The 24,113-nt window shown below is 46.1% G+C and carries 22 protein-coding genes; 18 read left to right on the top strand and 4 right to left on the bottom strand.

The annotated features are described in order from the left end of the window. The first annotated feature begins 59 nt into the window (after positions 1-59). The 8 genes from H70737_RS27280 to H70737_RS27245 all read left to right on the top strand — a co-directional run bounded on the left by H70737_RS27280 (position 60) and on the right by H70737_RS27245 (position 8,525). Positions 60-1,724: a GspE/PulE family protein gene (locus H70737_RS27280; RefSeq protein WP_042192337.1), complete on the top strand. Its 1,665-nt coding sequence runs from the start codon at positions 60-62 to the stop codon at positions 1,722-1,724. Between the two features lie 43 nt (positions 1,725-1,767). Beyond that, on the top strand, positions 1,768-2,817 hold the full coding sequence (locus H70737_RS27275) for a type IV pilus twitching motility protein PilT (RefSeq protein WP_042192335.1): 1,050 nt from the start codon (positions 1,768-1,770) through the stop codon (positions 2,815-2,817). Beyond that, positions 2,817-4,022 (top strand): type II secretion system F family protein, encoded by a 1,206-nt coding sequence (locus tag H70737_RS27270; protein ID WP_042192333.1) that lies wholly within the window; start codon positions 2,817-2,819, stop codon positions 4,020-4,022. The genes H70737_RS27275 and H70737_RS27270 overlap by 1 nt, the downstream gene beginning before the upstream one ends. Before the next feature lie 167 nt (positions 4,023-4,189). Continuing rightward, entirely contained in the window at positions 4,190-4,654 is a 465-nt protein-coding gene (locus tag H70737_RS31545; protein ID WP_042192331.1) for a type II secretion system protein, read from the top strand. A 95-nt stretch (positions 4,655-4,749) separates the two neighbouring features. Further along, positions 4,750-5,499 carry a prepilin peptidase gene (locus H70737_RS27260; RefSeq protein WP_042192329.1) on the top strand — a complete coding sequence of 250 codons (750 nt, stop codon included), beginning with the start codon at positions 4,750-4,752 and terminating at the stop codon, positions 5,497-5,499. A 14-nt stretch (positions 5,500-5,513) separates the two neighbouring features. Then, complete coding sequence (pilM, locus tag H70737_RS27255) at positions 5,514-7,139, top strand: pilus assembly protein PilM (RefSeq protein WP_042192327.1); 1,626 nt, start codon at positions 5,514-5,516, stop codon at positions 7,137-7,139. Continuing rightward, positions 7,123-7,728: a type IV pilus inner membrane component PilO gene (locus H70737_RS27250; protein WP_042192325.1), complete on the top strand. Its 606-nt coding sequence runs from the start codon at positions 7,123-7,125 to the stop codon at positions 7,726-7,728. The genes pilM and H70737_RS27250 overlap by 17 nt, the downstream gene beginning before the upstream one ends. Before the next feature lie 194 nt (positions 7,729-7,922). Next, positions 7,923-8,525 carry a DL-endopeptidase inhibitor IseA family protein gene (locus H70737_RS27245; protein WP_052404441.1) on the top strand — a complete coding sequence of 201 codons (603 nt, stop codon included), beginning with the start codon at positions 7,923-7,925 and terminating at the stop codon, positions 8,523-8,525. 46 nt (positions 8,526-8,571) lie between these two features. Here the strand turns inward: H70737_RS27245 and H70737_RS27240 are convergent, their stop codons facing one another. Together H70737_RS27240 and H70737_RS27235 are read right to left on the bottom strand one after the other, a co-directional pair. Beyond that, complete coding sequence (locus tag H70737_RS27240) at positions 8,572-8,973, bottom strand: CBS domain-containing protein (protein ID WP_042192323.1); 402 nt, start codon at positions 8,971-8,973, stop codon at positions 8,572-8,574. 147 nt (positions 8,974-9,120) lie between these two features. Beyond that, on the bottom strand, positions 9,121-10,548 hold the full coding sequence (locus H70737_RS27235) for a VanW family protein (protein WP_042192321.1): 1,428 nt from the start codon (positions 10,546-10,548) through the stop codon (positions 9,121-9,123). A 229-nt stretch (positions 10,549-10,777) separates the two neighbouring features. On the opposite strand from H70737_RS27235, the gene ftsE reads away from it, so the two are divergent. The 5 genes from ftsE (at position 10,778) to H70737_RS27210 (ending at position 16,786) form a co-directional block, all read left to right on the top strand. After that, positions 10,778-11,464: a cell division ATP-binding protein FtsE gene (gene ftsE / locus H70737_RS27230; RefSeq protein ID WP_042192319.1), complete on the top strand. Its 687-nt coding sequence runs from the start codon at positions 10,778-10,780 to the stop codon at positions 11,462-11,464. Next, on the top strand, positions 11,454-12,368 hold the full coding sequence (gene ftsX, locus H70737_RS27225; RefSeq protein WP_042192317.1) for a permease-like cell division protein FtsX: 915 nt from the start codon (positions 11,454-11,456) through the stop codon (positions 12,366-12,368). The genes ftsE and ftsX overlap by 11 nt, the downstream gene beginning before the upstream one ends. Before the next feature lie 30 nt (positions 12,369-12,398). Next, complete coding sequence (locus tag H70737_RS27220; protein ID WP_042192315.1) at positions 12,399-13,706, top strand: murein hydrolase activator EnvC family protein; 1,308 nt, start codon at positions 12,399-12,401, stop codon at positions 13,704-13,706. A 125-nt stretch (positions 13,707-13,831) separates the two neighbouring features. Continuing rightward, the gene (locus H70737_RS27215) at positions 13,832-15,298 is read left to right on the top strand and encodes a S41 family peptidase (protein ID WP_042192313.1); all 1,467 of its coding nucleotides are present in this window, start codon (positions 13,832-13,834) and stop codon (positions 15,296-15,298) included. 177 nt (positions 15,299-15,475) lie between these two features. Beyond that, positions 15,476-16,786, top strand: coding sequence for a PDZ domain-containing protein (locus H70737_RS27210; protein ID WP_042192311.1), 1,311 nt, complete (start codon positions 15,476-15,478; stop codon positions 16,784-16,786). 53 nt (positions 16,787-16,839) lie between these two features. Here H70737_RS27210 and H70737_RS27205 read toward each other — a convergent pair whose 3' ends face one another. Together H70737_RS27205 and H70737_RS27200 are read right to left on the bottom strand one after the other, a co-directional pair. Continuing rightward, on the bottom strand, positions 16,840-17,493 hold the full coding sequence (locus H70737_RS27205) for a response regulator transcription factor (protein ID WP_042192309.1): 654 nt from the start codon (positions 17,491-17,493) through the stop codon (positions 16,840-16,842). A 57-nt stretch (positions 17,494-17,550) separates the two neighbouring features. Next, on the bottom strand, positions 17,551-18,708 hold the full coding sequence (locus H70737_RS27200; RefSeq protein ID WP_042192307.1) for a sensor histidine kinase: 1,158 nt from the start codon (positions 18,706-18,708) through the stop codon (positions 17,551-17,553). A gap of 166 nt (positions 18,709-18,874) precedes the next feature. Between H70737_RS27200 and H70737_RS27195 the strand changes: the two genes are divergently transcribed. From H70737_RS27195 to H70737_RS27175, 5 genes are all read left to right on the top strand, one after another. Further along, positions 18,875-19,810 (top strand): ABC transporter ATP-binding protein, encoded by a 936-nt coding sequence (locus tag H70737_RS27195; RefSeq protein ID WP_042192304.1) that lies wholly within the window; start codon positions 18,875-18,877, stop codon positions 19,808-19,810. Positions 19,811-19,826: 16 nt separating this feature from the next. Further along, positions 19,827-20,999, top strand: coding sequence for an ABC transporter permease (locus tag H70737_RS27190; protein ID WP_042192302.1), 1,173 nt, complete (start codon positions 19,827-19,829; stop codon positions 20,997-20,999). Next, complete coding sequence (locus H70737_RS27185) at positions 20,992-22,152, top strand: ABC transporter permease (RefSeq protein WP_042192300.1); 1,161 nt, start codon at positions 20,992-20,994, stop codon at positions 22,150-22,152. Before H70737_RS27190 ends, H70737_RS27185 begins: the two co-directional genes overlap by 8 nt. Positions 22,153-22,269: 117 nt before the next feature. Beyond that, the gene (locus H70737_RS27180; RefSeq protein ID WP_042192298.1) at positions 22,270-22,593 is read left to right on the top strand and encodes an L-rhamnose mutarotase; all 324 of its coding nucleotides are present in this window, start codon (positions 22,270-22,272) and stop codon (positions 22,591-22,593) included. A 222-nt stretch (positions 22,594-22,815) separates the two neighbouring features. After that, entirely contained in the window at positions 22,816-23,970 is a 1,155-nt protein-coding gene (locus H70737_RS27175; protein WP_042192295.1) for a cation:proton antiporter, read from the top strand. Positions 23,971-24,113 lie beyond the last annotated feature (143 nt).

Here is a 24,113-nt window from a genome sequence, read left to right as displayed (position 1 = left end):
ATCCATTATCTAGTAGGTATAAAGGTATAACCAATAACGGCATATGGAGCTGAACGGACATGGCCATCGCAAAAAAGAGACTTGGGGATTTGCTGGTAGAAAATAATATTATTTCGCAGGAACAGCTGCTTGAAGCACTTGCGGAACAGCGTAAAAGCAAGCGTAAGCTTGGCGATCTGCTAATCTCTCAAGGCTATATCACGGAGCAGCAGTTGATTGAAGTGCTTGAATTCCAGCTCGGCATTCCGCATGTCAGTTTATTTAAATACCAGATTGATCCTGCGATTACGCAGATTATTCCTGAAAGTATGGCTAAGCGTTATCAGGTGCTTCCCTTCTTGAAAGAAGGAGGTAAGCTGATGGTTGCGATGGCCGATCCGCTGGATTATTTTGCGATAGAAGATTTACGAATGAGTACAGGGTTCCGAATCGAACCTGCTATTTCCACTAGAGATGAGCTACAACGGGCGATTGCGCGTCATTATGGGATGCGTGATTCTATGAATCAGATGCTAGTAGAGCTCCCTACACAAGAAGAAATAGAAGAAACGGAGATTACAGACGAGGACTCTCCAATCGTGCGTTTGGTCAACCAGATGATTCAGCAGGCTGTTGCTCTGCGGGCGTCTGATATACATATGGATCCAGGTGAGAATAATCTAACGATCCGCTACCGGATTGACGGAACCTTACGGACGGAGCGGATTATTCCTAAGCAGATGCAGGGCTTTATTACTGCTCGTCTGAAAATAATGGCCCGACTGAACATCGCAGAACGGCGTTTGCCACAAGACGGGCGAATCAAAATGCAGTTTGATTACAAAATGGTAGATATTCGTGTATCCTCATTACCTACGATGCACGGAGAGAAGATTGTACTGCGGTTGCTAGATTTAAGCACAGGTGTCAAATCTGTAGATGCTTTGGGATTCAGTGAGGGGAATGCAGAAGCTTTTAAGGAAATGATTGCTCGTCCTTATGGAATTCTGCTAATCACTGGACCTACAGGTAGTGGAAAGACAACGACTTTATATTCAGCGCTGAATCAACTCAATGTAGAAAGTGCAAATATTATCACGGTTGAAGATCCAGTGGAATACCAGCTTGAGGGTGTAAACCAGGTGCACGTAAACTCGGCTATCGGGTTAACCTTTGCGGCGGGATTACGTTCGATTCTCCGACAAGATCCGAATATTGTAATGGTCGGTGAGATACGGGATGCGGAAACTGCTGAAATTGCAGTTCGTGCCTCATTAACGGGTCATCTAGTGTTGTCTACTTTACATACAAACGATGCGATTAGCTCCGTCTCTCGCTTGCGAGATATGGGGGTAGAGCCTTATTTAATTGCCTCCTCACTAATTGGTGTGGTAGCGCAGCGGCTCGTTCGCAAAATCTGCACTGATTGCAAAGAAACCTACATACCGTCTGAGCAGGAAGCGATTATGCTACGTAGCTTGGGGTTGCCAGCGGATGAACTACATCGTGGTCGAGGTTGCGGTAGCTGTAGCAGTTCTGGTTATCGTGGTCGAATAGCGATTCATGAGGTACTCAGCATTGACGATCACTTGCGGCAGCTTATTACAAACACTGCTTCAGTAGAGGAAATGCGTGTCGCAGGTAAAGCGCGTGGACTTGTTCAACTGATGGATGATGGCTTACTCAAAGTTAGTCAAGGGATTACAACGCTTCAAGAAGTAATGCGCGAAACGGTCTCACATTAGGGTCTGTTAGGTGTATTGCATTTTAATCTAGGGGGAGCAGCCGATGCCAACGTATACGCGGGATATTAGACAGCTTTTGCAGACGGCTTACTCCTCCAAAGCTTCCGACTTACATATCTCTGTAGGCTCGCCTCCGGTGATACGTATGGATGGAACGCTTCACCCACTTGAGGGTGCACCAGTAACAGCTGATGAAGCTGCAGAAATGGCAGAAGCGCTGCTTGGCAGTGAACGAAACGTAGCGTTTCGGAATGCAGGTGAGGTGGATTTCTCTTATCCGCTGGGTGGCGGCGTAAGATTTCGGGTGAATGTCTATCGTCAGCGGGGTGAGACTAGTATCGCTGCCCGGGCCATTCCTGCAGAGATTCCGAGTCTAGAACAGCTGTCGATGCCTCCGATTTTGTCTACTTTGTCACTCAAACCACAAGGTTTGATTCTAGTTACAGGGCCTACGGGCAGCGGTAAATCCTCTACGTTAGCAGCTATGCTGAATTACATTAACAAGACCGAAAGCAAGCATATTGTGACACTTGAAGATCCTATAGAATTTCTGCATAGTCATGGAACCTGTCTGGTGGATCAACGTGAAGTGGGCAGCGACACAGCTAGCTTTGCGAGCGGACTACGTGCCGCGTTACGTCAGGATCCGGATGTTATTCTCGTTGGAGAGATGCGGGATCTGGAGACCATTACAGCAGCAGTTACTGCCGCGGAGACAGGTCATCTTGTGATGGCAACCTTACATACAACAGACGCACCACAGACAATTGATCGAATTATTGACGCTTTTCCGGGTCATCAGCAGGGGCAGATCCGTTCACAGCTAGCCTCAGTATTACTGGCAGTTGTTAGTCAGCGGTTGTTTGCAAGAGCAGGGGGACGTGGGCGGATATGTGCAACAGAGATCTTAGTGAATACACCTGCCGTAGCTAACCTCATTCGTACCGAAAAGACACATCAAATTAAAAATGTGATGCAAACGGGACGCTCGCAAGGCATGCATACGTTGGACATGAGTATCCGCGACTATTTATCCCAGGGGTTCATTGAACCAGCAGCAGCTAAGTCGTTTATGGCGGGGGTGAGTAGCTGATGCCTCTTTTTGAATATCAAGTGAAGACAACCGCAGGCAAATCCATTAAAGGCAAGCTAACCGCAACAGATAAGCCCACGGCAATGGAGGAGCTACGCAAGCGGGGCCTTACGGTATTCTCGCTGATCGAACGCAAAACAACGATTCTATCAATGGATATTTATATCGGTAATCCGGTCAAGCCACTTCATTTCATTATTTATTGCAGGCAGTTTGCCACGCTTATGCGTGCTGGAGTGTCGATTGTGGATGCAACGCGTATTTTGGCCGAGCAGACTGAGAGCAAACCGCTTCGAAAAGCACTTGTGGAAGTGAATTCAAGCCTGATGCGCGGGATCTCGTTCTCACAAGCTGTTCAGGATCATAGAAAAATCTTCCCACAGCTATTCGTCAGCATGATCCGTGCCGGAGAGGAATCCGGTGATATTGAGGGGACGCTCGACAGACTGGCCATGTTTTTTGAGAAGCAGCATTCCACGACGGAGAAAATCAAATCTGCGCTCACTTACCCGATTACCGTCGGAGTTATGGCGATTGGAGCGGTTATATACCTCTTATGGGCGATAGTTCCACAGTTTGTAACAATGTTCGAATCGATGAATGCGGAGCTTCCGGCGATTACAAAGATGGTATTGGCGCTTAGTAAAAGCATTCAAGGTCAATGGTATTTCTGGATACTCGGAGTTCTCCTCCTAGTGATAGCTTTTCAGATTACAAAACGCACGGAAAAGGGAGCCTACGCACTCGATTATGCCAAGCTGAAGATTCCGGTGTTTGGCAAGCTGAATCAAAAAGGCTCGATTGCTCAGTTTACGCGAACTTTTTCATCTCTATATGCCAGCTCAGTTCCGATCCTGCAATCTTTGGTGATTGTAGAAGAGGTAGCAGGAAATAAGGTCATTGGGGGATTCATTCGAAGTGCAGGAGATTCGTTGCGACAAGGCAACCCATTATCTGAACCTTTGAAAAAAGCCTGGGTCTTCCCGCCGCTAGTTACACAGATGATTGCGATTGGTGAAGAGACGGGGGCGCTCGACACGATGTTGTCTAAGGTTGCTGACTTCTATGAGATGGACGTGGAGAATACCGTTGATCGTCTGAAGTCACTGCTTGAACCATTGCTGATTGCTTTTCTAGCAGGTGTTGTAGGTGTGATTGTGGCCGCTATTATGTTGCCGATGTTCAGTCTGTACGGCAATATGTGAACCTTGCGGTTCCTTGTAAATATTGAGAGGGGTGACGCCGGGGAGGCGGGGCAGGGTTGCAGATCCTTTGCTAGCGCTAGACAAGGAAGGACGAGCATTGTAGCGGGATTCACGGAAATAAAAGATATAGGCTGTACAATCACACACCACTTAGAGGGGGAAATAAAATGTTAGCACAAGCCATTAAGAGAAGATTGAGCAAAGAGGAAAATCAAAAGGGGTTTACGCTAATCGAGTTATTGGCGGTTATCGTTATTTTGGGGATTATTGCGGTTATTGCGATACCGATGATTGGTGGAATTATTAATAAATCAAAAACGGATGCAGATTTAGCAACTGCTCGACAACTTTATGATGCTTCCCGGATGTACATTATGGGTGAAAAAAATGGAGAATTTAAAAATGCATCAGTAACACTTGCAGAACTTAAGTTGAAAAAATACATTGATAAGACACTTGTGTTACCTAGTTCCAAGAAATCGATTACTGAAAGTACAACCATAATTAAGTATGATGCTGAGGGAGCTCTTGAAAAAGTAACTATAGATCCTGCCCCTGAGGGAAATGCTAGTGGTGTTTATTCCGCTGAAAAGGTGCTTAGTGCGGAGCCTACTCCATCACCAGCAAACTAAGATTGAGAACCATGGGTATTCAATACAAAAACCCAAAAAGGAATCGGACTTCCCGATTCCTTTTTTAAAATCCAGAAAGCCAACAGAGGACATCCATGACGATATTCATCGCAAGTTACATCACATTACTGGGCCTGATTCTAGGCTCCTTCTATAACGTAGTGGCACTGCGGGTGCCAGCTAAGGAATCGTTGCTTAATCCACCGTCACATTGCCCGAACTGCAATACGCGGCTAAAGGCGCGGGATTTGTTTCCGGTGATAAGCTACCTGCTGTCAGGAGGCAAGTGTCGTTACTGCGGCACAAAAGTTTCGCCTTTATATCCGCTCGGAGAAGCGGCAACTGGTTTGCTTTTTCTATGGGTGTACTTACAATTTGGTCTGACGGGGAAGGGAATCCTCGGGTTCGTGTTTGTGAGTTTAGCGGTTATTGTGACGGTTGCGGATTTGAAGTACATGCTGATTCCGAACAAGGTATTGCTATTCTTTTTGCCGATACTGCTCATTCTTGTATTGCTCTTTCCAGAGGGGCCGTTATGGCATCACTTGCTGGGAGCTTTACTTGGGGGAGGGGTTCTTATGCCCTTTGTTCTGTTAGGTGGAATGGGAGCTGGAGATGTGAAGTTATTTGCGCTGCTGGGCTTGGTCATCGGATTTCCTAATGTGATTTTGGCTTTTCTAATGGCTTGTCTGCTTGGAAGTGTGGTCGGAGGACTGCTAATGCTGCTCGGAATCATCAAACGCAAACAACCGGTTCCCTTTGGTCCGTGGTTAGCAATAGGTGCTTTAATTAGTTACGGATATGGCTCACACATCATTGGCGCGTATCTCTCGCTCATCGGATAGGAGGACATTGACATATGCTTGGATTAGGCCCTAAAGTGGCCGGGCTTTCAATTGAAGCTACCGGTATTCGTTATATTAGTTTTAAGAATAAACAGTCATGGGAAGTCCGCAAAAAACGGTATCTCCCGCTCCTTCCAGGCATGATCATAGAGAATCAGGTGGCGGATAGCGAGGCGCTTTATGACCGGGTCAGGCAGTGGGTGAGGAAGGAAGGGTTAAGGGGCAGCAAGGTTTCCTTGTCGATTCCACCTTCGCAGATCATTATCCGCAAAATGAGTATCCCAAGTACCAACGATAAGCAGGTTGAACAGCTCGTAAAGCTCGAAGTGGAGACGGGGCTGCATTTGCCATTTGAAAATCCTGTTTATGACTATGTGACGCTCGAGGTAGATGAGGAGCACAGCCATTTACTCGTTTTTGCCGCTCCGCGGAAATCGATACAGGATTATGTAGAGATTTTGGAGCGTGCGGGTCTGCGAATAAGCAGTGTTGAAATTTCGGCAACCGCCTTGGCGCGAAGTATAGCAACTGCACATGGGGAAAGCTTTGCGGAAACGATGTTGATTAATCTAGAGCCATCCGTCATGGACGTTTATATGTTCAGAAACGGGAATCCGGTGTTCATTCGTACGATTAACTTGCTTGATCTGCATAAAGGTCGAAATGTTGCGGCATTGGAATTTATGGCAGACAGTGAAGTTTTGGCAGAAACAGCAGTTGCTGTGGAAGAGCAATTATCACCGGAACAAATGGTGGAGATCACTGCGGAAATCTCGCGGATGCTCAGCTTCTACCAATATAGCCTGCACGATGGCTCAACTCGTATCAAAAACTTAGTTATAACAGGTGTCCCATCCATTCGCAAACAGCTAGACCTAGAGCTTCAGCAGTCGCTGGCAGAACTCGAGATTACACCGAAAAGCCTAGATCAGATGGGTAAAGATGCTGTGTCTGATCTCGAGCTAAATGATTACCGAGTAGCGGCCGGGACGGCTCTAAAAAGCATCATCAGCGTGGACACGATTGACCTACTGCCAAGAGAAGATCGGGAGACGTTATTATTCCCCTATGTGACCATGAGTCTTGTGGCAATCTGGCTGGTGGGAACGATTGGGACGGGGATTTATTTTTCGGCTAATAAGGGTCAAATCTCTAATGGTAAAGAGGAGCTGCAAGGCTTGCAGGATCGCAGTTTGATGCTACAGGTAGAGCTTGGGAAGCTTAAAAACAGTGGACCTGGGCAGTTAGATCGGAAGACGGCAATCGCAGAGATTCAGAACAATAAGGTAATTGCTGTTCCTATTCTAGATGAAGTAGTCGCAGGGCTGCCGCAGGGTGCTTTTATCCGTGACATTAACTACACCTACCGGACATCAATTGACCTGACTGTAAATGTACCTACTATGGTAGATGCCTCTAACTATTTAAGACAGCTGCGTCAGATGTCCTTCACGGTGGATGCTTCTATTTCGAAGCTGACCGAAGGGACTGTGGATCAGAGTGCGGGGCCAACGAATGCAGCCACTTCCTTAAATATGTATACAGCCATTTATAAAGTAAACTTATTAGCAAATAATCAACAGACAAATGGAACGGATGCAAGCCAAGAGGAGGTGAACAGCGATGGAACAGTTCAATAAGTATCGCTCTCCAATCGTACTGGGTGTATTGATTTTGTTCTTGATGCTGTTTGCCTTTTATATGCTGGGTGTTCAACCAACAAATAAAGAAATATCCGCACAGAACGCCGAGATCAGCCAGCTACAAAAAGAAGCAGAGATTCTCCAAACTAAAATTAATGAACTAAAAAGCAGCGCTACTTCTTTAGATTCGGAACAACAGGAGCTTCTGGCAGCACTCCCGAAAGGCGATGACAGCGAAGGCTTGATTGATGATTTACGAGCGGTTGGGATGTCCTCACAGGCACGCTTAAAGGATGTCAGCTTCATTTTGGATGAGGCTAATTCTATTCAGCAAATGACAGGGTCAGCAGAAGTATTGTTCCCTACCGTCAAACAGATCAAAATGACCGCAGTCATAGAAGGTACGTATACGGGGATACGACAATGGATGGAGGAGTTGCAGAAGCTGCCGCGTATCGTGAATATTGACTCGTTTAATTTCCAACAGTCCTATGAAGAGCGTTCTGCGAACACTCCAGAAAGTATCTTGACAGCTAACGTAGCTTTCACAGCTTATTATGAGGTTGTTACTCCTTCTTCGAATTAGATCTCTAACCGTTGTAATAACACTATTTCACGACTCCACTTTTCCTGTAAATCAGGAGGGTGGATTTTTTCGTTACTATAAAATATAAATGCGTTTTCATTCCTCTGTTTATTGGGTATTTTAGCTTGCGGGGTGCATAAGCTGGAACAGTGGCTATCGCCTGTATTTTTCAGATAAAAAAGGAGGAATTCCGAATGAACAAAAAGTGGATGATTGGTTCGTTGGCCCTTTCCATAGGCCTGATCTCAGCAAGTGGGGGAGCTATGGCAGCTTCACCGTCAGCAGGAAGTACGGCAGTCAAGAAGGTGGCTGTGTCTGCGCCTGGGAAAGAGGGCCCTGCTACCATCAATAATTTGACGGTGAAGAGCATCATACCGCTCGTAGTCCATGCAAGAGCTCTTTATTTCTATAGTAATCGAGGCGGAAACATCTTCCCGATAGAAACCTTCACCTATAAAGCGCAGGAGTACCGTTATCTTTCCAGTGACATTGGCACAAAGACGAAGCTGATGAATTACATAAAAAAAGCCTACACTCACAATGCAGCGGCATATTATGTGCAGACTCAATTTTTGGAGTATAACGGAAGAATGTCGCAGGTTAATGCAGATGTGGGCAATTTATTAATGTATGAAAAAGCCACCGCCCGCATGCTCTCTAAAACTGCGACAACCGCTGAATTCGAACTGACCGTTCCTTATCCAGATGCGCAGCAAACCAGTGAGTCGGTGTATGTGAAGCTGAAGAAAGTGGAGGGATACTGGAGAATCGACACTTCACCGGATATTCTTTTCTGAGGAAAGAGGAAGGTATTAGAGGAAAGATGATGACAGGGGCTATGAATTAACTGCGCTTCAGGTCAGAGATATAAACAACACCTGCGAATTTGCCTTTACGGGTAATAATGACACAATCATTCTTCATAGGATCTGGGCGGCTCATAGCATTAGCTAATACAGCTTCAAGTGGAGTGGAGATATCATAGATAAGTGGAGTTTTGTTCATAAGCTTCATGGCAGGTTCTCTGTAGAACAGATCTACCCCTGATCTTCCGGTGGCTTTTAAAAAGAATCGTTCGCTCATTAACAATCCAAGCGGTTCATTCGTGGCGTTACAGACGACGATACATTTAGATTCTGGATGCTGGAACATTACGCGAAGGGCTTCTCTGCAAGTACGTGAGGCAAAAATAGCAGGTGCACTGCGGACAATATTAGAGAGATCATTTACAAGAGCTGTTGACATGGTATTCATCCTTTCTGATTATAGGTCTATTTCTAATGTACCCCCGAATCGTAAATTTTAAAGGCGAGTAAGGTCATCTACAGGTAAAATAGATGCACAAGTAAAAACGGTCAGAACCTCACGAGGTCTGACCGTTTTTTTTGTAGGCTATTCACTTCGAACGCCATCCTCTACCAACTGCTTTCTAGGTGCTTCTGGAATAACAGATTTGCTTACGCCTCCACGATTGATGGCGATTAATCGTTTTTGTGCGTAATACACGTCACGGGATAATTTCTTTACCTCAGTGGATTTACCGTCAACAAACCGGGTGCTGTAAGTTTCAACAACATATCCGGTCTTCCCATTTTGTATAACGCGTGAGCCTCCACGGGGGAGGGAAGGGTCGTTTACGTACTTGTCGACTGGAGGCAACACCTCTACGATTTGTGAATGGACCTTATATGTAACATTTTTCGGAAAAGTACCGAAGAGCTTGATCGTTAGTGATCGACCTTGCACAGCCGCTTTAATGACTAGATATTTGCCAGTCGTATTGCGAAAACGGAAGTTGATATAGCCTTCAGCAAAGGTGGCATCCTGGCCTTTGGGTAGATAGTTGACCGGCAAGGAGTGATTGCGGCGCTCCACAATCTCCAGTCCGGTGCGCAAAGCGGCATTGTACAGCGTACTGGAAACTTGGCAGATTCCGCCGCCGACGCCGGCTTGTAGCTTACCGTTCACAATGACTGGCGCTTCGCGGAAGCCGTAATCTATTTTTGCTTTTTCAATAGCTTTGCCATAGTCAAAAACGGCTCCAGGTGGGAGCACGGTTCCGTTCACAGCTTTGGCTGCTGATTCGACGTTGTAGATTCGTCCAGGTCCACTTGCTCCGAGAGAGGTGCTGAATTGCATGATTTTTCGCTCAATGCCTTGCTCCTTTAGAGCGTTTAGAGTGATGTCCGGTTGTAATATGGTTAATGGAACTTCCAAAGTGATCCCCTTCTCTTGCAGCGAGAGTAGACGACTAAAACGAGTGGGGGCAGCGGCCCATAGTGAGGTAACCATTCCTGTCCAGTCCACCTCAAGGGAAGTCTTCTCGGACGTATACACTACACGATCATCCCCGGTAATTCGCCGCGTAGCATCTACTGGATCACCGAACGATTCTCTCTCCCAAGCGGGACTTAGGATGGTCTGTAATTGAGCAATATCCAGATGGGCTTCAAGACTCCAATTCTGGGGGAAGCTGTAGCGGGCTTTTACACGATCCCATAGCCGCCCCTCCGTAAGATCTTGTAGACCTTGCTCAAAAGCAGCGGCTTCATAGGCCATTCCAGCTTGTTTAAGCTTGAGGGTAAGCTCAGAATTCCCTTCGACCTGCAACACAAGGGGGATAGATTCAAGGGCCTGTAGCTTTTTCTCCAGTTCGGAACGTACCTCTGAGATATTCAGCCCGCCCACCTCCCATCCGGCAAGGGTTGTTCCTTTTGGAAGCGTGTTTTTATGGCCATATAGTTGAAGTCCCCCATAGATTAGTGAGCCGATAAGAATGAGTGCAATGACTATTATGAGGGTAAAATGGATTTTTTTCATGAATAATCTCCTTCCTGGATGGCTTCTGCAAGCGGCACATTAGGTGCTTTTTATATGTATATGTACAGACATTACAAAACTTTCGAATAGTGGGGCAGTTACGGGGTACTCAATCGGTTACAGATTTGTTACAATAGATACATTGCGGAAATATTGAAGTTTATGGAAACTTAAGCTGTACCCTGTCGATTCACACAAGTGGAAAATGTCATAATTGGGAAGTGAGAAAATGATTGAAATGCAAGATGTATGGAAGACGTACCCTAACGGAACTCACGCACTGCAAGGAGTTTCAGTAAAAATTGACCGCAATGAATTTGTGTATGTTGTCGGTCCATCCGGCGCGGGTAAATCTACTTTTATGAAATTGATTTATAGAGAAGAAGTGCCAACTAAAGGTCAAATTTCTGTGGGAGGCTTTAACATAGGGAAGCTTAAACAACGTAAAATCCCATATGTGCGCCGTAATATCGGCGTTGTGTTTCAAGACTTTCGGTTATTACCAAGGATGACAGCGTATGAGAATATTGCTTTTGCCATGGAAGTTATTGAAGCCCCGAAGAAGGTCATCAAGAAACGTGTGAATGAAGTTCTCGATCTGGTTGGACTCAAAAATAAAGCAAATCGTGAGCCCTCACAGCTCTCAGGTGGAGAACAGCAGCGTATTGCAATTGCTCGGGCTATCGTTAATAACCCATCTGTTATTATTGCGGACGAGCCTACAGGTAACTTGGACCCTGAGACTTCATGGGGCATTATGCAGCTGCTGGATGAAATTAATTTTCGTGGAACAACAATTGTAATGGCTACCCATAATAGAGATATCGTGAATAAAATGCGCAAGCGGGTGCTTGCGATTGAGAACGGAAACATTGTGAGAGACCAGGCGAGAGGGGAATATGGCTATGAGTTTTAAGACCTTCTTGCGACACTTGCGGGAAGGCTTCAAAAGCGTATTCCGTAATGGCTGGATGTCGATTGCTTCGATCACTTCCATCGTCGTCTCTCTTTTTGTCCTAGGTGTATTTATTCTTCTTGTTCTTAATGTGAATGCTGTAGCGGATGAGGCAGATAGCCAGGTACAGATTAATGTGCATTTGGCACTAAATGTAGATCAGAAGTTGCGTGAGACTTTGCAGACTGAAATTGGCAATATGCCGGAGGTCAGCAAGATTACGTTCATCTCCAAGGATCAAGGACTTAAAGATCTCCGTGCAGATATGGGTGAGGACGCGGCTGAGCTTCTGGAAGGGTTCGATGAAGACAATAACCCTCTCCCAGATACGCTTAAGGTAGAAGTTGTCGAACCTACTACAGTATCATTTGTGGCTGAGAAGATTGAAGCACTCAACAAGACACATACTGATCAGCCCATTTACAAAGTGAAATATGGCAAGGGCTCAATAGAAACCTTGTTCAAAATAACACGCGCTGTACGAAACATTGGTTTTATTTTTGTAGCAGGTCTGGGGCTCATGTCTATGTTCCTCATCTCTAATACGATTCGGGTTACGATACTTGCTCGTCGTAAGGAGATTGGCATTATGAAGCTCGTAGGCGCGACAAATTATTTTATTCGCTGGCCTTTCTTTATAGAAGGGGCATTGATCGGTCTGATCGGATCGCTCATTACCTCCGTTGTCTTGTATTTGGGTTACAGCACTTTGGAATCGACCGTACAGGGAGATCCTATGCTCCAATTGCAGCTAATTCCGTTCGATAATATTTGGATGCTGGTCGTCGGTGTACTAGTTGGACTAGGCGTGCTGATCGGCGTCTGGGGAAGCACGGTTTCTATTCGTAGGTTCTTGAAAGTTTAATATTAAAAAGTGAAGGATGGGGAGTGCAAGTTGAAGAAGATTGCTGCCGGACTAGCCGTAATGTTACTAGCTGTCACTATATTCCAGCCCTCTGATGGATATGCCAAAAAAACAAGTGTTGCCGAAATCGATAAGCAGCTAAAGCAGCTGCAAAAAGAGGTGCAGGAAGCTAAGGCGCAGCAGGAGAAAGCGGCGTCCCAAACGCAGGAAGCACAGCATTATAAGAATAAGACGAATCTCAATCTGCAGTATGTCTTACAGCAAGTGGATCAAGTTAAGGGCAAAATGACCGAAATCTCTACCCAAATTTCCGATACAGAACAATCTCTGAATGTTACGGCAACGGAGTTGGATAAAGCAGAAGCACGAGTCGCCTCTAGAGAGGAAGTCTTAGGATCCCGTGTTCGATTAATGTATACCGATGGTGCGGTTTCTTACTTGGATGTTTTGCTCTCCTCGACAAGCTTCGCTGATTTTCTGGATCGCGCGGATTCACTTAAGATGATTGTGGATCAGGACCAGGAGCTGTTAGTTCAACATAAGTTGGACAAGCAGACGGTGATAGAGAAGAAACAAGAGCTTGAAGGGCAATATGCCCAAGCCAAGCAGCTGTATACTTCTTTGGAACAACAGAGAAGTCTGCTGAAGGAGAAAGAAGCTGAGAAACAGGAGCTTATCGCTTTCTATGATAAGCAAATTCAAGAAAGTGATGATTTAAGTGAAGAGCAGAATGAAAAGCTAGTCAAACTGGCAAGCGAACGCTCTGCGCTGGAAACGCAAAAGGATAAGATTAAGGCAGAGGAAGCCGCTCGCAGAGCAGCAGCGGCTAAGGCGGAAGCGGCTCGTAGAGCTGCGGCGGCTGCCAAGAAGGCTGCAGCTGCAGCTAGTAAGGGAAGCAGTAGTTCTAGCTCCAGTTCTAGTGATACGGGATATTCAGGTGGAGATGGGCCATTTCTACTTCCTGTAGGATCCGCAAGAATCTCATCCCCTTATGGACCACGGACACATCCAATCACGGGTGAGAAGGGGAAAGTACACACCGGCGTCGATTTTGCGGTTCCACAAGGAACCAATATTCATGCGGCGGATTCCGGAACGGTTATCTTGGCTGAATGGTGGAGCGGTTATGGATATTGTGTAATTATTGATCATGGAGGCGGAGTTTGGACGCTCTACGGACACATACGTAAAGGCGGTCTTAGAGTTAGTGCTGGGGATAAAGTCAATCGCGGAGATGTGGTTGCTGAATCAGGTTCCACAGGTAATTCAACGGGTCCCCACCTTCACTTCGAAGTACGGATTGACGGTAAGATTGTAAATCCTATGCCTTATCTCTAATTTTTAACGAACTTATAACTCATATTATTTGATTGTACGGCATATACTGGAAGAGATACCGTACCTTTCAGGACGGACTTAGGATGTTGTTTACAAGATGGACAAGAAGGGACGGTGGGAACATCATGTTAAAAAAAAGCACCGCGGCGTTTATGATTATCGCCGCCCTGCTATGCGGTAGTTTAGTAACCTTGGGCGTGACGGGTTATACTCATGTCTTTGGACAAGCTGCAGGACAAGGATTAGCCTCTGCGTTGCAGGTTGCAGGTCTACAGCAGAAGGAATCCCAGAAGCTTGGGACTGCGCTCAGTTTGATTGAGAGCAATTACTACGAGACGGTAGATCGGGAGAAGCTGATAGATGGTGCTGTCAACGGTATGATGGAAGCGCTAGGCGATCCCTATTCCAACTATATGGGTAAAGAAACTGCTGAGAAATTTGAAGAGAGCATTGAGGGTTCCTTTTCAGGTATCGGTGCAGAAGTCTCTTCGGATAACGGTAAGGTAGTCGTGGTCTCCCCAATCAAGGGTTCACCTGCTGAAAAAGCAGGAATTCAGGCCAAGGATGTCATTTTGTCCGTTAACGGAGAATCGCTAGAAGGCATGGATCTAAATGCTGCTGTTGCGAAGATACGCGGACCTAAAGGCAGTAAGGCTACTTTGAAAATACAACGTTCCGGCTCTGTAGAGCCTCTAGAGTTCGCTCTTACTCGGGATGATGTGAAGCTTGAGACGGTATACTCAACTATGGAAAAAGACGGTGTAGGGGTAATCGAGGTCACTCAGTTCTCCCTAAATACTGCAGAACGATTCAAGGAAGAGCTTGGGAAGCTAGAGAAGCAAGGCATGAAGGGATTGGTCATTGATGTCCGTAATGATCCAGGCGGTGTCCTCCCGATTGTTATTGAGATGGCTGAAGAGTTCATTCCAGCTGGTAAAAACATAGTTCAAATAGAATACAAAGATAAAAAACGCGAAGTTAGCACCTCCAAGGGATCTAGCAAGGCTTATCCAGTGGTAGTGCTAATGAATAAAGGTAGCGCGAGCGCCTCGGAAATATTGGCGGGTGCCTTGCAGCAGTCAGCGGGAGCCAAGCTAATAGGTGATAATTCATTTGGTAAAGGCACGGTGCAGACAAGCTTTGACAAACAGCTTGGAGATGGCAGCTTACTGAAGGTTACCATTGCTAAATGGCTTACACCGGACGGCACATGGATCCACGGCAAGGGAATTAAACCGGATATCGCGGTAGCGCAGCCGGATTACTTCTCAGTGGCTCCGATTAACAAGAGCGTGACGCTGCAATATAACATGAACAACGGTGATGTGAAGAGTGCACAGACGATGCTGGATGGCTTAGGCTACAAGCCTGGTCGCAAAGATGGCTATTTTGATACTGGTACTAAGAATGCAGTGAAGAAATTCCAGAGTGAAGCGAAACTTCAAGTCACAGGCATGATTGATGCCAAGACTGCGGAGGCGCTGGAGGTGGCACTGATCAAAGTGATCCAGGACCCTGCCAACGACAACCAACGGAATAGAGGGATTGCTGAGATTCAGAAGGAAATTAAGGCGGCAGCGTCGAAAAAGTAAGAAGGCTGAATTCAGCCTTCTTTTTTTCTGTTAAGATTAGAAAAGGTAAACACTTAGGGCAGAAGGGTACAGTTCGATGTGCAGCAGAATCTTTTGTCGTCTCTAAAGGACGCCGAAGACGCCTCTGCTTGCTATAAACTTATCATTAACCGGAAGAAAAGGAGTGTGACGAACAGTTTGAATGTGATTCAGGAATGGTTAGGAAGCTTGGGCACTGCGTTCTTACACTTATTGATCCAGCCATATTACTATATTGCTATTATATTTATTGCGTTGTATTACCGTCGGCAGGTGGCATTAGAACGTAAGCTAATTCATGTGAAGTTACATAGCTGGGGTCAAGAAACGTGGCGAACGGTGTGGAGCGGGCTGGTAATGGGACTAGTGGTTTCTATTGCAGCCATATTGTTAGGGGTATCCTTATCAGGTACAGCTGTGGCCTGCATTTGGGTAGTCAGTATAGTGTTATCGCTATTGCGTGTACGGTATTTGTGCTTCGCTTATTCTATAGGTCTGCTAGGTGTGATTCAATTTATACTGTCTTTCTTTCCGGATGCCTTACATGGCGGAACGGTCGGGAATATTACAACAGCCATACGGGAGATGGATATTCCCGCTTTGCTAGTTCTAGCTGCGCTATTGCACATGGCAGAGGCGCTGCTGGCCCGCTGGCAAGGGGCGAAGCTTGCGACGCCCCTTTTCTTGAAGGGCAAGCGCGGCATGGTTGTCGGCGGCTATCAGCTGCAGGCTTTCTGGCCGCTGCCGCTGTTCCTGCTGATCCCTTCGGGCGCAGGAACGGATCTGCCATGGCAGCCGCTGCTGGGCGGCGGGCTTGGCATTGTCTCTCTGCCCGTCATCATCGGCTTCAGCGAGATGACGCAGGGCATGCTGCCCGGGCGCAAGGCCGCCCGCACTTCAGGACGGCTGCTGATGTACAGCATCGTCCTGCTCGGCTTAAGCCTGCTTGCCGCTTGGTGGAGCCCGCTGACCCTGCTCGCGGCGCTCGCAGCGATGGTGCTGCACGAAGGGTTAAGCTGGTACAGCGCTCTGGAAGAGCGCAGCATCAGCCCCATCTTCGTGCATCCACCGCGCGGCCGCAAGGTGCTGGCCGTGCTGCCGGGCAGTCCCGGACAGGAGCTGGGCATTCTGCCCGGCGAGATTTTACTGAAGGTCAACGGGATCCTGTTGACCGATGCCACGCAGCTACATGAGGCGCTGCGCATGAATCCAGCGTTCTGCAAGCTGGAGGTGCAGAACCGTGAAGGGGAGAGCAAATACCTTCAGAGCCCGATCTACGACGGGGACCATCATCAGCTCGGCATCATTCTGGTACCGGAGACAGATGGAGCGGTTACTGCGGAGGCGAAGCCTTCCAGCATCTTCAGCATCATCGCGATGAAGACAGGTACTCGCAGCCGGCATCTTCCGAACGGCCGACTCAAACGGAACAAAGCTACTGAAGCCAAGAAGGAATCAGCGGAAGGATAACTAAAGGCAAGCCCGGACTCTGGAAATAGAGTCCGGGCTTTTTTGTAGAACTCCTATCCCCGTCCACCCTTCAAATAGAAAATAGCGATTTGCGTACGATCTCGCAGCTCTAATTTACTTAGAATATCCGTTATGTAATTTTTGACCGTACCCTCGCTAAGAAATAGCTGTCCGGCGATTTCTTTGTTGGTATGCCCCTCAGCGATAGAAGCGACAACGGCCAGTTCCATTTTGGTCAGTCCGAAAGATTCCAGTGGCTGTACCTGTAGAGATTCAGGACGGTTCGTGGGCTGTAGAAAGGTGGTTAGTTTACGCGCGATATCAGGGTGGATTAGCATGTTGCCTTCATTAACTGTTTTGACACCTTGTATGATACGGTCAGGCGGTATGTTTTTGAGCAAATATCCACTGGCACCGTTCCGCAGCGCCTCAATGATATACTCATCGTCATCGAAGGTAGTTAGCATCAGTATCGAAACCTGAGGAAAAGCCTGCTTAATTTTCTCTGTCCCTTCAACACCACCGCAGCCTGGCATCCGAATATCCATCAGAATCACATCCGCCATATCTCCCGCTTGGAGCAAATTCAAAGCCTCGTTTCCGTCACTTGCAGCTCCGATCACTTCAATATCGGGGTCCATCCCTATCAGTACTTGCAGACTTTGACGAATAAAAGGATCGTCATCTACAATCATCACCTTAATCATTAGCGTAGCTCCTTCTTCATAATATAGATTTCTTTTTTGCTTCAAGTCCTACGTTGCCTATACAATCTCTCCCTGCTTATAAATGGGCAACCGCGTAACAATGGTGAATTGAGGCTCCTGCCGCCATTCCAAGGTTCCGCCGATCAGATGTGTTCGTTCGAACATTCCTTTCATCCCGACCCCTCCACTTTCCGGCAGTTTGGTTAGTTTATTGCCTTCGGGAAGCGTCCCGTTGTTGCTGACCTCCATCGTAACTCCAGTATCACTAAAGTCGACTTTAATCGAAATCGCAGTTGCATTTCCGTGACGTAGGGCATTGGTTATGGCTTCTCGGGCGTTCTTATACAAGATCACCTGAATACTAGGATATAGCGGGTAAGGTATCCCATGCACTTGGTATGAGGTCTCAATTCCCGTATCGCGGCCGATCTCTTCTAGCAGACGGTCTAACGCATAAGCTCCCTCTAATTGTGGCGTATAGTTGATACGCTTCACTGCAGAGCGCATATCGTCCATGCTGGCTGACAATTGATCTCGAATGAGCTCCATCATCTGCATTCCGCTTTCAGGGGAGGTGGGTAAGGTGAGTAGCGCGGCTTCCATCATCATTTTAATGCGGATGAGGCGGTGGCCGATATCATCATGGAGCTGGCGGGAGATGCGAACCCGTTCTTTGGACTGGGCTGCATCTTCTATTTGGGCGTTAAACTCCAGCAGTCGGTTGCGGGCTTCATCCAGCTCGAAATGCTTTTTTCGCAGCTCATCGTAAAGATTGAGGGTGTTCTCACGGCCCCGACCCGCCCTCTGTAACAATTCGTTGAGATAGGCGATGAGCAGAAAAGTAATGTTGATGAATGTGATTATAAGTTTTGGAGAATCCCAGAGCGCTATGTTCAAGGTAATCAGATGCACAACCGTAAACACGAGAGGTACTGCTTGGGGCTGAAGTCTAGAATAATAAAGTAATGCTGAAATGGCCGGGAAAATCATTATGCTGCCGTACTGGTAACATAACCAGGCAGTGAACAGTATTTCCACAATGCTTATTAAGGCATGAAAGGAACGGGGTAGCTTTGGCACCATGACCACAAGGAATAGAAGCATCAGAATATGCAACGTGAAGATTCCATAGTCGGCATATGGGTAGATGTAAATGCTAATACAAGCAGGAATTATGATGAGTAGGTATCGCAATAGGGTCAGTTCTCTAGTCACACCTAAGACATCCTTTATAGAGTTTCTTCTAATCTTAGCATATTCGCCTACTTCTTCAGGAGATGACTTAAGTCACCTTCAAAAGATGACCTTTCGTACCTCCGTGGTCAATCCCTTTAAGCTAAAATTGTAAATATAGAAGCGCAAAGACAGGAGCGATGAAAAGATGGCAATCGCCGTATTAACCGATGTGGTGAAACGATATGAAGGTAAATTAACAGTAGATCATGTGAACATGACGATAGAAGAAGGAGAAATCTTTGGCTTGCTAGGCCCGAACGGAGCGGGTAAAAGTACAACGATCAGTATGATCTGTGGCTTGCTTAAGATTGACGGGGGAGACATTGTTATCGACGGTCTGCCCGTGTCCTCGAAATCACTTGAGGTGAAGAAAAGAATTGGTTTGGTTCCACAGGAATTAGCCTTATACGACACGATGACAGCGGCGGATAACGTTACCTTTTTCGGAAGATTGTATGGTTTGCGTGGCAAGCTCTTGAAGGAACGGGTAGATGAGGCTCTTGCGTTTACAGGCCTTAGCGATCGTGCTAAAGAGAAACCCTCAACCTTTTCCGGAGGGATGAAAAGACGTCTGAATATTGCCTGTGCTATTATGCATCGTCCCAAGCTGATTATTATGGATGAACCTACGGTGGGGATTGATCCGCAATCTCGTAATCATATTCTTGAATCGGTTAAGGAGCTCAATCGACTCGGTTCAACGATTATTTATACCAGTCACTATATGGAGGAGGTTGCGGCCATTTGCGATCGAGTAGCCATTATGGATAAAGGGCATATCATTGCTTGCGGCACGGAAAAAGAACTGCGAGAACGCGTTGCCAAGGAAGAAAAAATCGTCATTAAAGCTGCTAATATCACACCGGAGCTTGTTCAGGAGCTGACGCTTCACCCTAGAATTAGACGCGTAGAAGCAAAGGATGAAGTAGTCGAGCTGTATCTGCCTTCTTCACAAGGGGAGCTACAGGACATCCTTTTTATTTTTGCCAAGCATAAGGGGATTATCGGCTCGCTAAATATTGAAGAACCTGATCTGGAGACGTTGTTTCTAAGCTTGACCGGAAGGACCTTAAGAGATTAAAGGGGGGATTATTCTGATGAATACTTGGACGATTATGATCTATGAGCTGCGAAGACTATTTAGCTCACGTTCTATGATATTAAATATGTTTTTGTTGCCCCTGTTATTGATCTTTCTCTTAGGTGCTTCGCTCTCCGGTGTCGTTGGTGACAAAGGCTCCACTACTATTGATGTTGTGCGAGTGGCTGTTGTTAATCTTTCTGGCGAGGGCTATGAGAGCTCGGCGATGATGGATAGCTTTTTGAAGTCAACAGAGCTTAAGGATATCATTACTCCGGTTATGGTGGATAGTCGAGAGGCGGCAGAAAGCGGTCTGCGAACAGGAAAATATGGTTATGCGGTTGTTGTTCCTCCAGGCTTTGATAGTAAGGTACAGAGCGGTGAAGCCGCACAGCTGGAATTTATACTGGGCCAAAAAAGTACAGATAACAGGGTGGCAGGGACGGTCTTCGATAATTTTCTGAGGAATCTTAATTATAAACAGTCTGTGGCGATGACACTGGGTCCAGAAGCTTTGAACGTTATGGCACCTAGTTCCACCAGTAATGAGCCTTCCGTAAAGCTTGGAGAACTGAGCGAGGGAGGATATTCATATACTTCTTCCCAGTTCTATGCGGTATCCATGATGCTGATGTTTTTGCTGTATAGCGGCTTGACGGTATGTACTTCTCTTTTTAATGAAAAAGAAAATCATACCCTTTTCCGGATAAATTCAATGCCAGTCAAAGGCTCAGAACTGTTTATTGGCAAAATGCTTGGTGTGGGTGTTGTAAGTATAGTACAGTGCGCAGCGATTATTATTCTGACGAATGTGCTGTTCGGTGTGAATTGGGGAAATCGCCCGGGCTTGTTACTCCTATTTTGCTTGCTGATGATTGTGGCTTCGATGACCTTATCTATCGTTATTTCTATGTTCAGCAAGACTGGAGCAAGCGCAAGAAGTGTGGTTACGGTACTCACTGTAAGCATGACCTTCATTAGCGGGGGAATGGCACCACTTCCAGAATCGTGGGTGAACTCTATAGGGGCGTTTACGATTAATCATTGGGCAATGCAGGCTATTCTGAAAATGATGTTACATGCCGATGTATCGCAAATTATGCCGAATTTGGGAGTGTTATCGCTGATCTGCCTAGTGTTGTTCAGTGCAGCGGCTATTTCGTACCGGAAGGTGGGTTATCATGGATAAAATCTTAACGATTGCCTGGAACATGGTGAAACGAACCATTGGTACTAGGAAGGGGGTGCTCATCTATATTCTGCTTCCTTGTATTGTACTTGCAGGTATTGTTTCCGTTACTGGAACGATGGGAGAGAACCCAGCTGTTGTGCTGTATTCGAATATGGATAACGGGGCAGCAGGTAAGCATTTGCTCACTGAACTAAAGAATTCCGGAGAATATAAATTTGTAGAAAAGACTGACGAGACTGCTTTAAGAGAAGGCGTAGTCGATCAGAATGGAGAAGCGGGGATTCTAATTCCAGCAGGCTTCACTTCGGCACTACTTGCTGGAGAAGAGCCACAAATTAGTGTGTATGAGCTGAAGACGAATGAAACTTCCGTTATGATTAAATTAAAAGCGAGCACAATTGCTGATGAAATGAAGAGTACGGCCGCGATCATAGGGGCAGTTAATAACGGATCTAAGGACGTTGACGCACAGTTTACTACGGTTATGCAAAGAGCGGAACAGCACAGTATTGGCAGCATTCGAACTGATTATAATCTATATCCTCGAGAGGGACTGGGAGTCGTTACGGGCTTAACGCTAATGTTTCTCATGAGCCTGGTCACGAGCTCTGTGTCTCTGATTATGGATGATCGGAAAGGCCGGACGATGATGCGAATGTTCAGTGCTCCGGTTCGTTCTTACGAGATTGCTATTGGTAATTTTCTGGGTAGCTTCATGGTCGGACTGATTCAGATCGTCGTAGTGCTCGCCTTAGGTCGCTGGGTGCTTCACTATGATTATGAAGTTCCAATCTATCTATATTTCCTTGTTCTTGCGGCATTTATGCTGGTGTCTATGGGGATCGCGAGTACAGTGGCAGGATTAATTCGTAATCCAAATAATGCTGGTATGCTGAATTCCCTTATTATCACACCGACTTGTATGCTTGGCGGCTGCTTTTGGCCTTTATCCATTATGCCGGACTATATGCAGAAGGCGGCTAACTTTGTTCCGCAAAAATGGGCCATCCAAGCGGTCGACATCGCTGCAACCGGTGGGGGCTGGAATGAGTTGTGGTTACCCTTTGCCATCTTAGGTCTTATGGCTGCTGTGCTACTGGCGATTGGTTCTGCCATTCTCCGCCCAAGTGAAGCGGGAATTAATGCTTAGAAAGCATAAGACTAGATATTCATAGCTTGGGCTGTTACCTTCAGGTACAATAATAGGTATCAAATGTATTTGATTCTTATTATGTGCAATAGAGGACATTTCTAGGAGGATGAACAGATGAGCAGCAATAAATTGGCTTGGACATGGCGGGTGAAGGAAGAATGTCTGGAAGAGTATGTAGCGATGCATTTAAATCCTTGGCCAGAAGTTTTGGAGGAGCACAGTAAGGCTGGTATTTCTAACTACTCCATCTTTCAGAATGGTAATCAATTTTTTTATTGCTTTGAATGTGAGGATACAGAAGCGGCTTTCGATTACATTGCTAAAAGTGATGCCTGCAACCGATGGAATGCCATTACTTCAAAGATGGTTGAAGGGTCATTTGATTTCAATGATGAGGTGCCAATGTTGCCTTTACGTGAAGTATTCTATCTAAAATAGTGAAGCTGATTCTTTATTAACTAAAATTTGCATAAGGTAAAATATCGGCGTATTTTGTTTACAGTCTTTTATATTACGGTTATAATATATTTAATATTGTTTAATTGAATAATTTTTTGTTTTTTGGAGGAGCCTGTCAACAAGGGCTCCTCTTTGTCTTTTTTTGGCTTGGAGAAGTCCCTAGTTGACAGTTCTTATATACAACAAGGGAGTGGATGAAACATGGAGTTTGTTCTATATCTTATGCTGATTATACTATTCACCAAGCTAGCTGGTGATTTATCTGTACGACTGGGACAACCGTCGGTACTGGGTAAGTTAATTGTCGGTATTATATTAGGTCCTGCGGTACTGGGTTGGATTCAAAATGGAGAGTTTATTCATTATTTTTCGGAGATCGGTGTTCTATTGTTAATGTTTATAGCAGGGCTTGAGACTGATCTGGATCAACTGCGCAAGAACTGGAAGTCAGCTTTCGCAGTAGCCGTCGGAGGTATTATTTTACCTTTTCTAGGTGGATTCGCCATCGGAGAAATGTTTGGTTTTGCTTATCATAATGCTATGTTTATGGGTGTCATTCTTAGTGCAACATCGGTTAGCATATCAGTCCAGGTACTGAAGGATATGAATAAGTTGAATACACGTGAAGGTTCTACCATTCTGGGAGCCGCTGTAGTCGATGATATTCTGGTTGTTATTTTGCTCGCTGTATTAATGAGCTTTTTCGGCACAGGAGAATCAGTGTCCATTGGCCTTTTAATTACGAAAAAGGTGTTGTTCTTCGCTGTAGCGCTTGTTGTGGGTTGGTTCGTTGTGCCGCGGGTTATGAAATGGATGGCTCCGTTAAAGGTGACAGAGGCTGTTATCGCAGCGGCGCTAATGATTTGCTTTGCGTTCGCGTATTTTGCTGAAATTATGGGGATGGCAGGCATCATCGGTGCTTTTGCAGCTGGGATTGCTATTTCACAAACCTCCTTTAAGCACACTGTGGAATCTAAGCTTGAGCCTATTGCCTATTCGATTTTTGTTCCGGTCTTCTTTGTCAGTATCGGACTTAATGTTTCCTTTGAAGGGGTTGGCAGTCAACTAGGATTCGTCCTCTTGTTGACGGTGATTGCCATTCTGACCAAGTTGTTTGGTGGCGGTCTGGGGGCGCGTCTTACAGGATTTAATAACCATTCATCGCTTATTATTGGTTCAGGGATGATTTCGCGGGGTGAGGTTGCATTGATCATCGCGGCAACAGGTCTGCAAAGCGGATTGTTGCAGCAGCAGTATTTTACTTCCGTAATTATTGTTGTCATTGTAACTACACTTGTAACACCACCACTCTTAAAATATATGTTCCGCGATCCAGTGCGCGCTAAACAAAAATAATAATCATAGCAAAAGGGTGTCTCGAAAGCCATTTTACATGGCTTTTGGGGTGCTCTTTTTTTGTTTGCTCTAATTCCCTATCCTTCGGAAGGAGAAAGCCCCCCGTCTTAAGACTGAGTATAAAACCAGCCGTAGGGCTGTTT

The organism is Paenibacillus sp. FSL H7-0737 (assembly GCF_000758545.1).
Classification (GTDB): domain Bacteria; phylum Bacillota; class Bacilli; order Paenibacillales; family Paenibacillaceae; genus Paenibacillus_AQ.
The sequence above is the reverse complement of the archived record's forward strand: the minus strand, read 5'-3'. Positions and strand labels throughout refer to the sequence as shown.

Excerpts from the sequence above, each read along its gene's own strand:
- H70737_RS27195 (WP_042192304.1), top strand. The coding sequence starts at position 18,875 with ATGGCAATCGCCGTATTAACCGATGTGGTGAAACGATATGAAGGTAAA.
- H70737_RS27215 (WP_042192313.1), top strand. The coding sequence starts at position 13,832 with ATGTTAAAAAAAAGCACCGCGGCGTTTATGATTATCGCCGCCCTGCTA.
- H70737_RS31545 (WP_042192331.1), top strand. The coding sequence starts at position 4,190 with ATGTTAGCACAAGCCATTAAGAGAAGATTGAGCAAAGAGGAAAATCAA.
- H70737_RS27275 (WP_042192335.1), top strand. The coding sequence starts at position 1,768 with ATGCCAACGTATACGCGGGATATTAGACAGCTTTTGCAGACGGCTTAC.
- H70737_RS27280 (WP_042192337.1), top strand. The coding sequence starts at position 60 with ATGGCCATCGCAAAAAAGAGACTTGGGGATTTGCTGGTAGAAAATAAT.
- ftsE (WP_042192319.1), top strand. The coding sequence starts at position 10,778 with ATGATTGAAATGCAAGATGTATGGAAGACGTACCCTAACGGAACTCAC.
- pilM (WP_042192327.1), top strand. The coding sequence starts at position 5,514 with ATGCTTGGATTAGGCCCTAAAGTGGCCGGGCTTTCAATTGAAGCTACC.
- H70737_RS27240 (WP_042192323.1), bottom strand. The coding sequence starts at position 8,973 with ATGTCAACAGCTCTTGTAAATGATCTCTCTAATATTGTCCGCAGTGCA.
- H70737_RS27250 (WP_042192325.1), top strand. The coding sequence starts at position 7,123 with ATGGAACAGTTCAATAAGTATCGCTCTCCAATCGTACTGGGTGTATTG.
- H70737_RS27260 (WP_042192329.1), top strand. The coding sequence starts at position 4,750 with ATGACGATATTCATCGCAAGTTACATCACATTACTGGGCCTGATTCTA.
- H70737_RS27180 (WP_042192298.1), top strand. The coding sequence starts at position 22,270 with ATGAGCAGCAATAAATTGGCTTGGACATGGCGGGTGAAGGAAGAATGT.
- H70737_RS27205 (WP_042192309.1), bottom strand. The coding sequence starts at position 17,493 with ATGATTAAGGTGATGATTGTAGATGACGATCCTTTTATTCGTCAAAGT.
- H70737_RS27175 (WP_042192295.1), top strand. The coding sequence starts at position 22,816 with ATGGAGTTTGTTCTATATCTTATGCTGATTATACTATTCACCAAGCTA.
- ftsX (WP_042192317.1), top strand. The coding sequence starts at position 11,454 with ATGAGTTTTAAGACCTTCTTGCGACACTTGCGGGAAGGCTTCAAAAGC.
- H70737_RS27270 (WP_042192333.1), top strand. The coding sequence starts at position 2,817 with ATGCCTCTTTTTGAATATCAAGTGAAGACAACCGCAGGCAAATCCATT.
- H70737_RS27235 (WP_042192321.1), bottom strand. The coding sequence starts at position 10,548 with ATGAAAAAAATCCATTTTACCCTCATAATAGTCATTGCACTCATTCTT.
- H70737_RS27190 (WP_042192302.1), top strand. The coding sequence starts at position 19,827 with ATGAATACTTGGACGATTATGATCTATGAGCTGCGAAGACTATTTAGC.
- H70737_RS27185 (WP_042192300.1), top strand. The coding sequence starts at position 20,992 with ATGGATAAAATCTTAACGATTGCCTGGAACATGGTGAAACGAACCATT.
- H70737_RS27245 (WP_052404441.1), top strand. The coding sequence starts at position 7,923 with ATGAACAAAAAGTGGATGATTGGTTCGTTGGCCCTTTCCATAGGCCTG.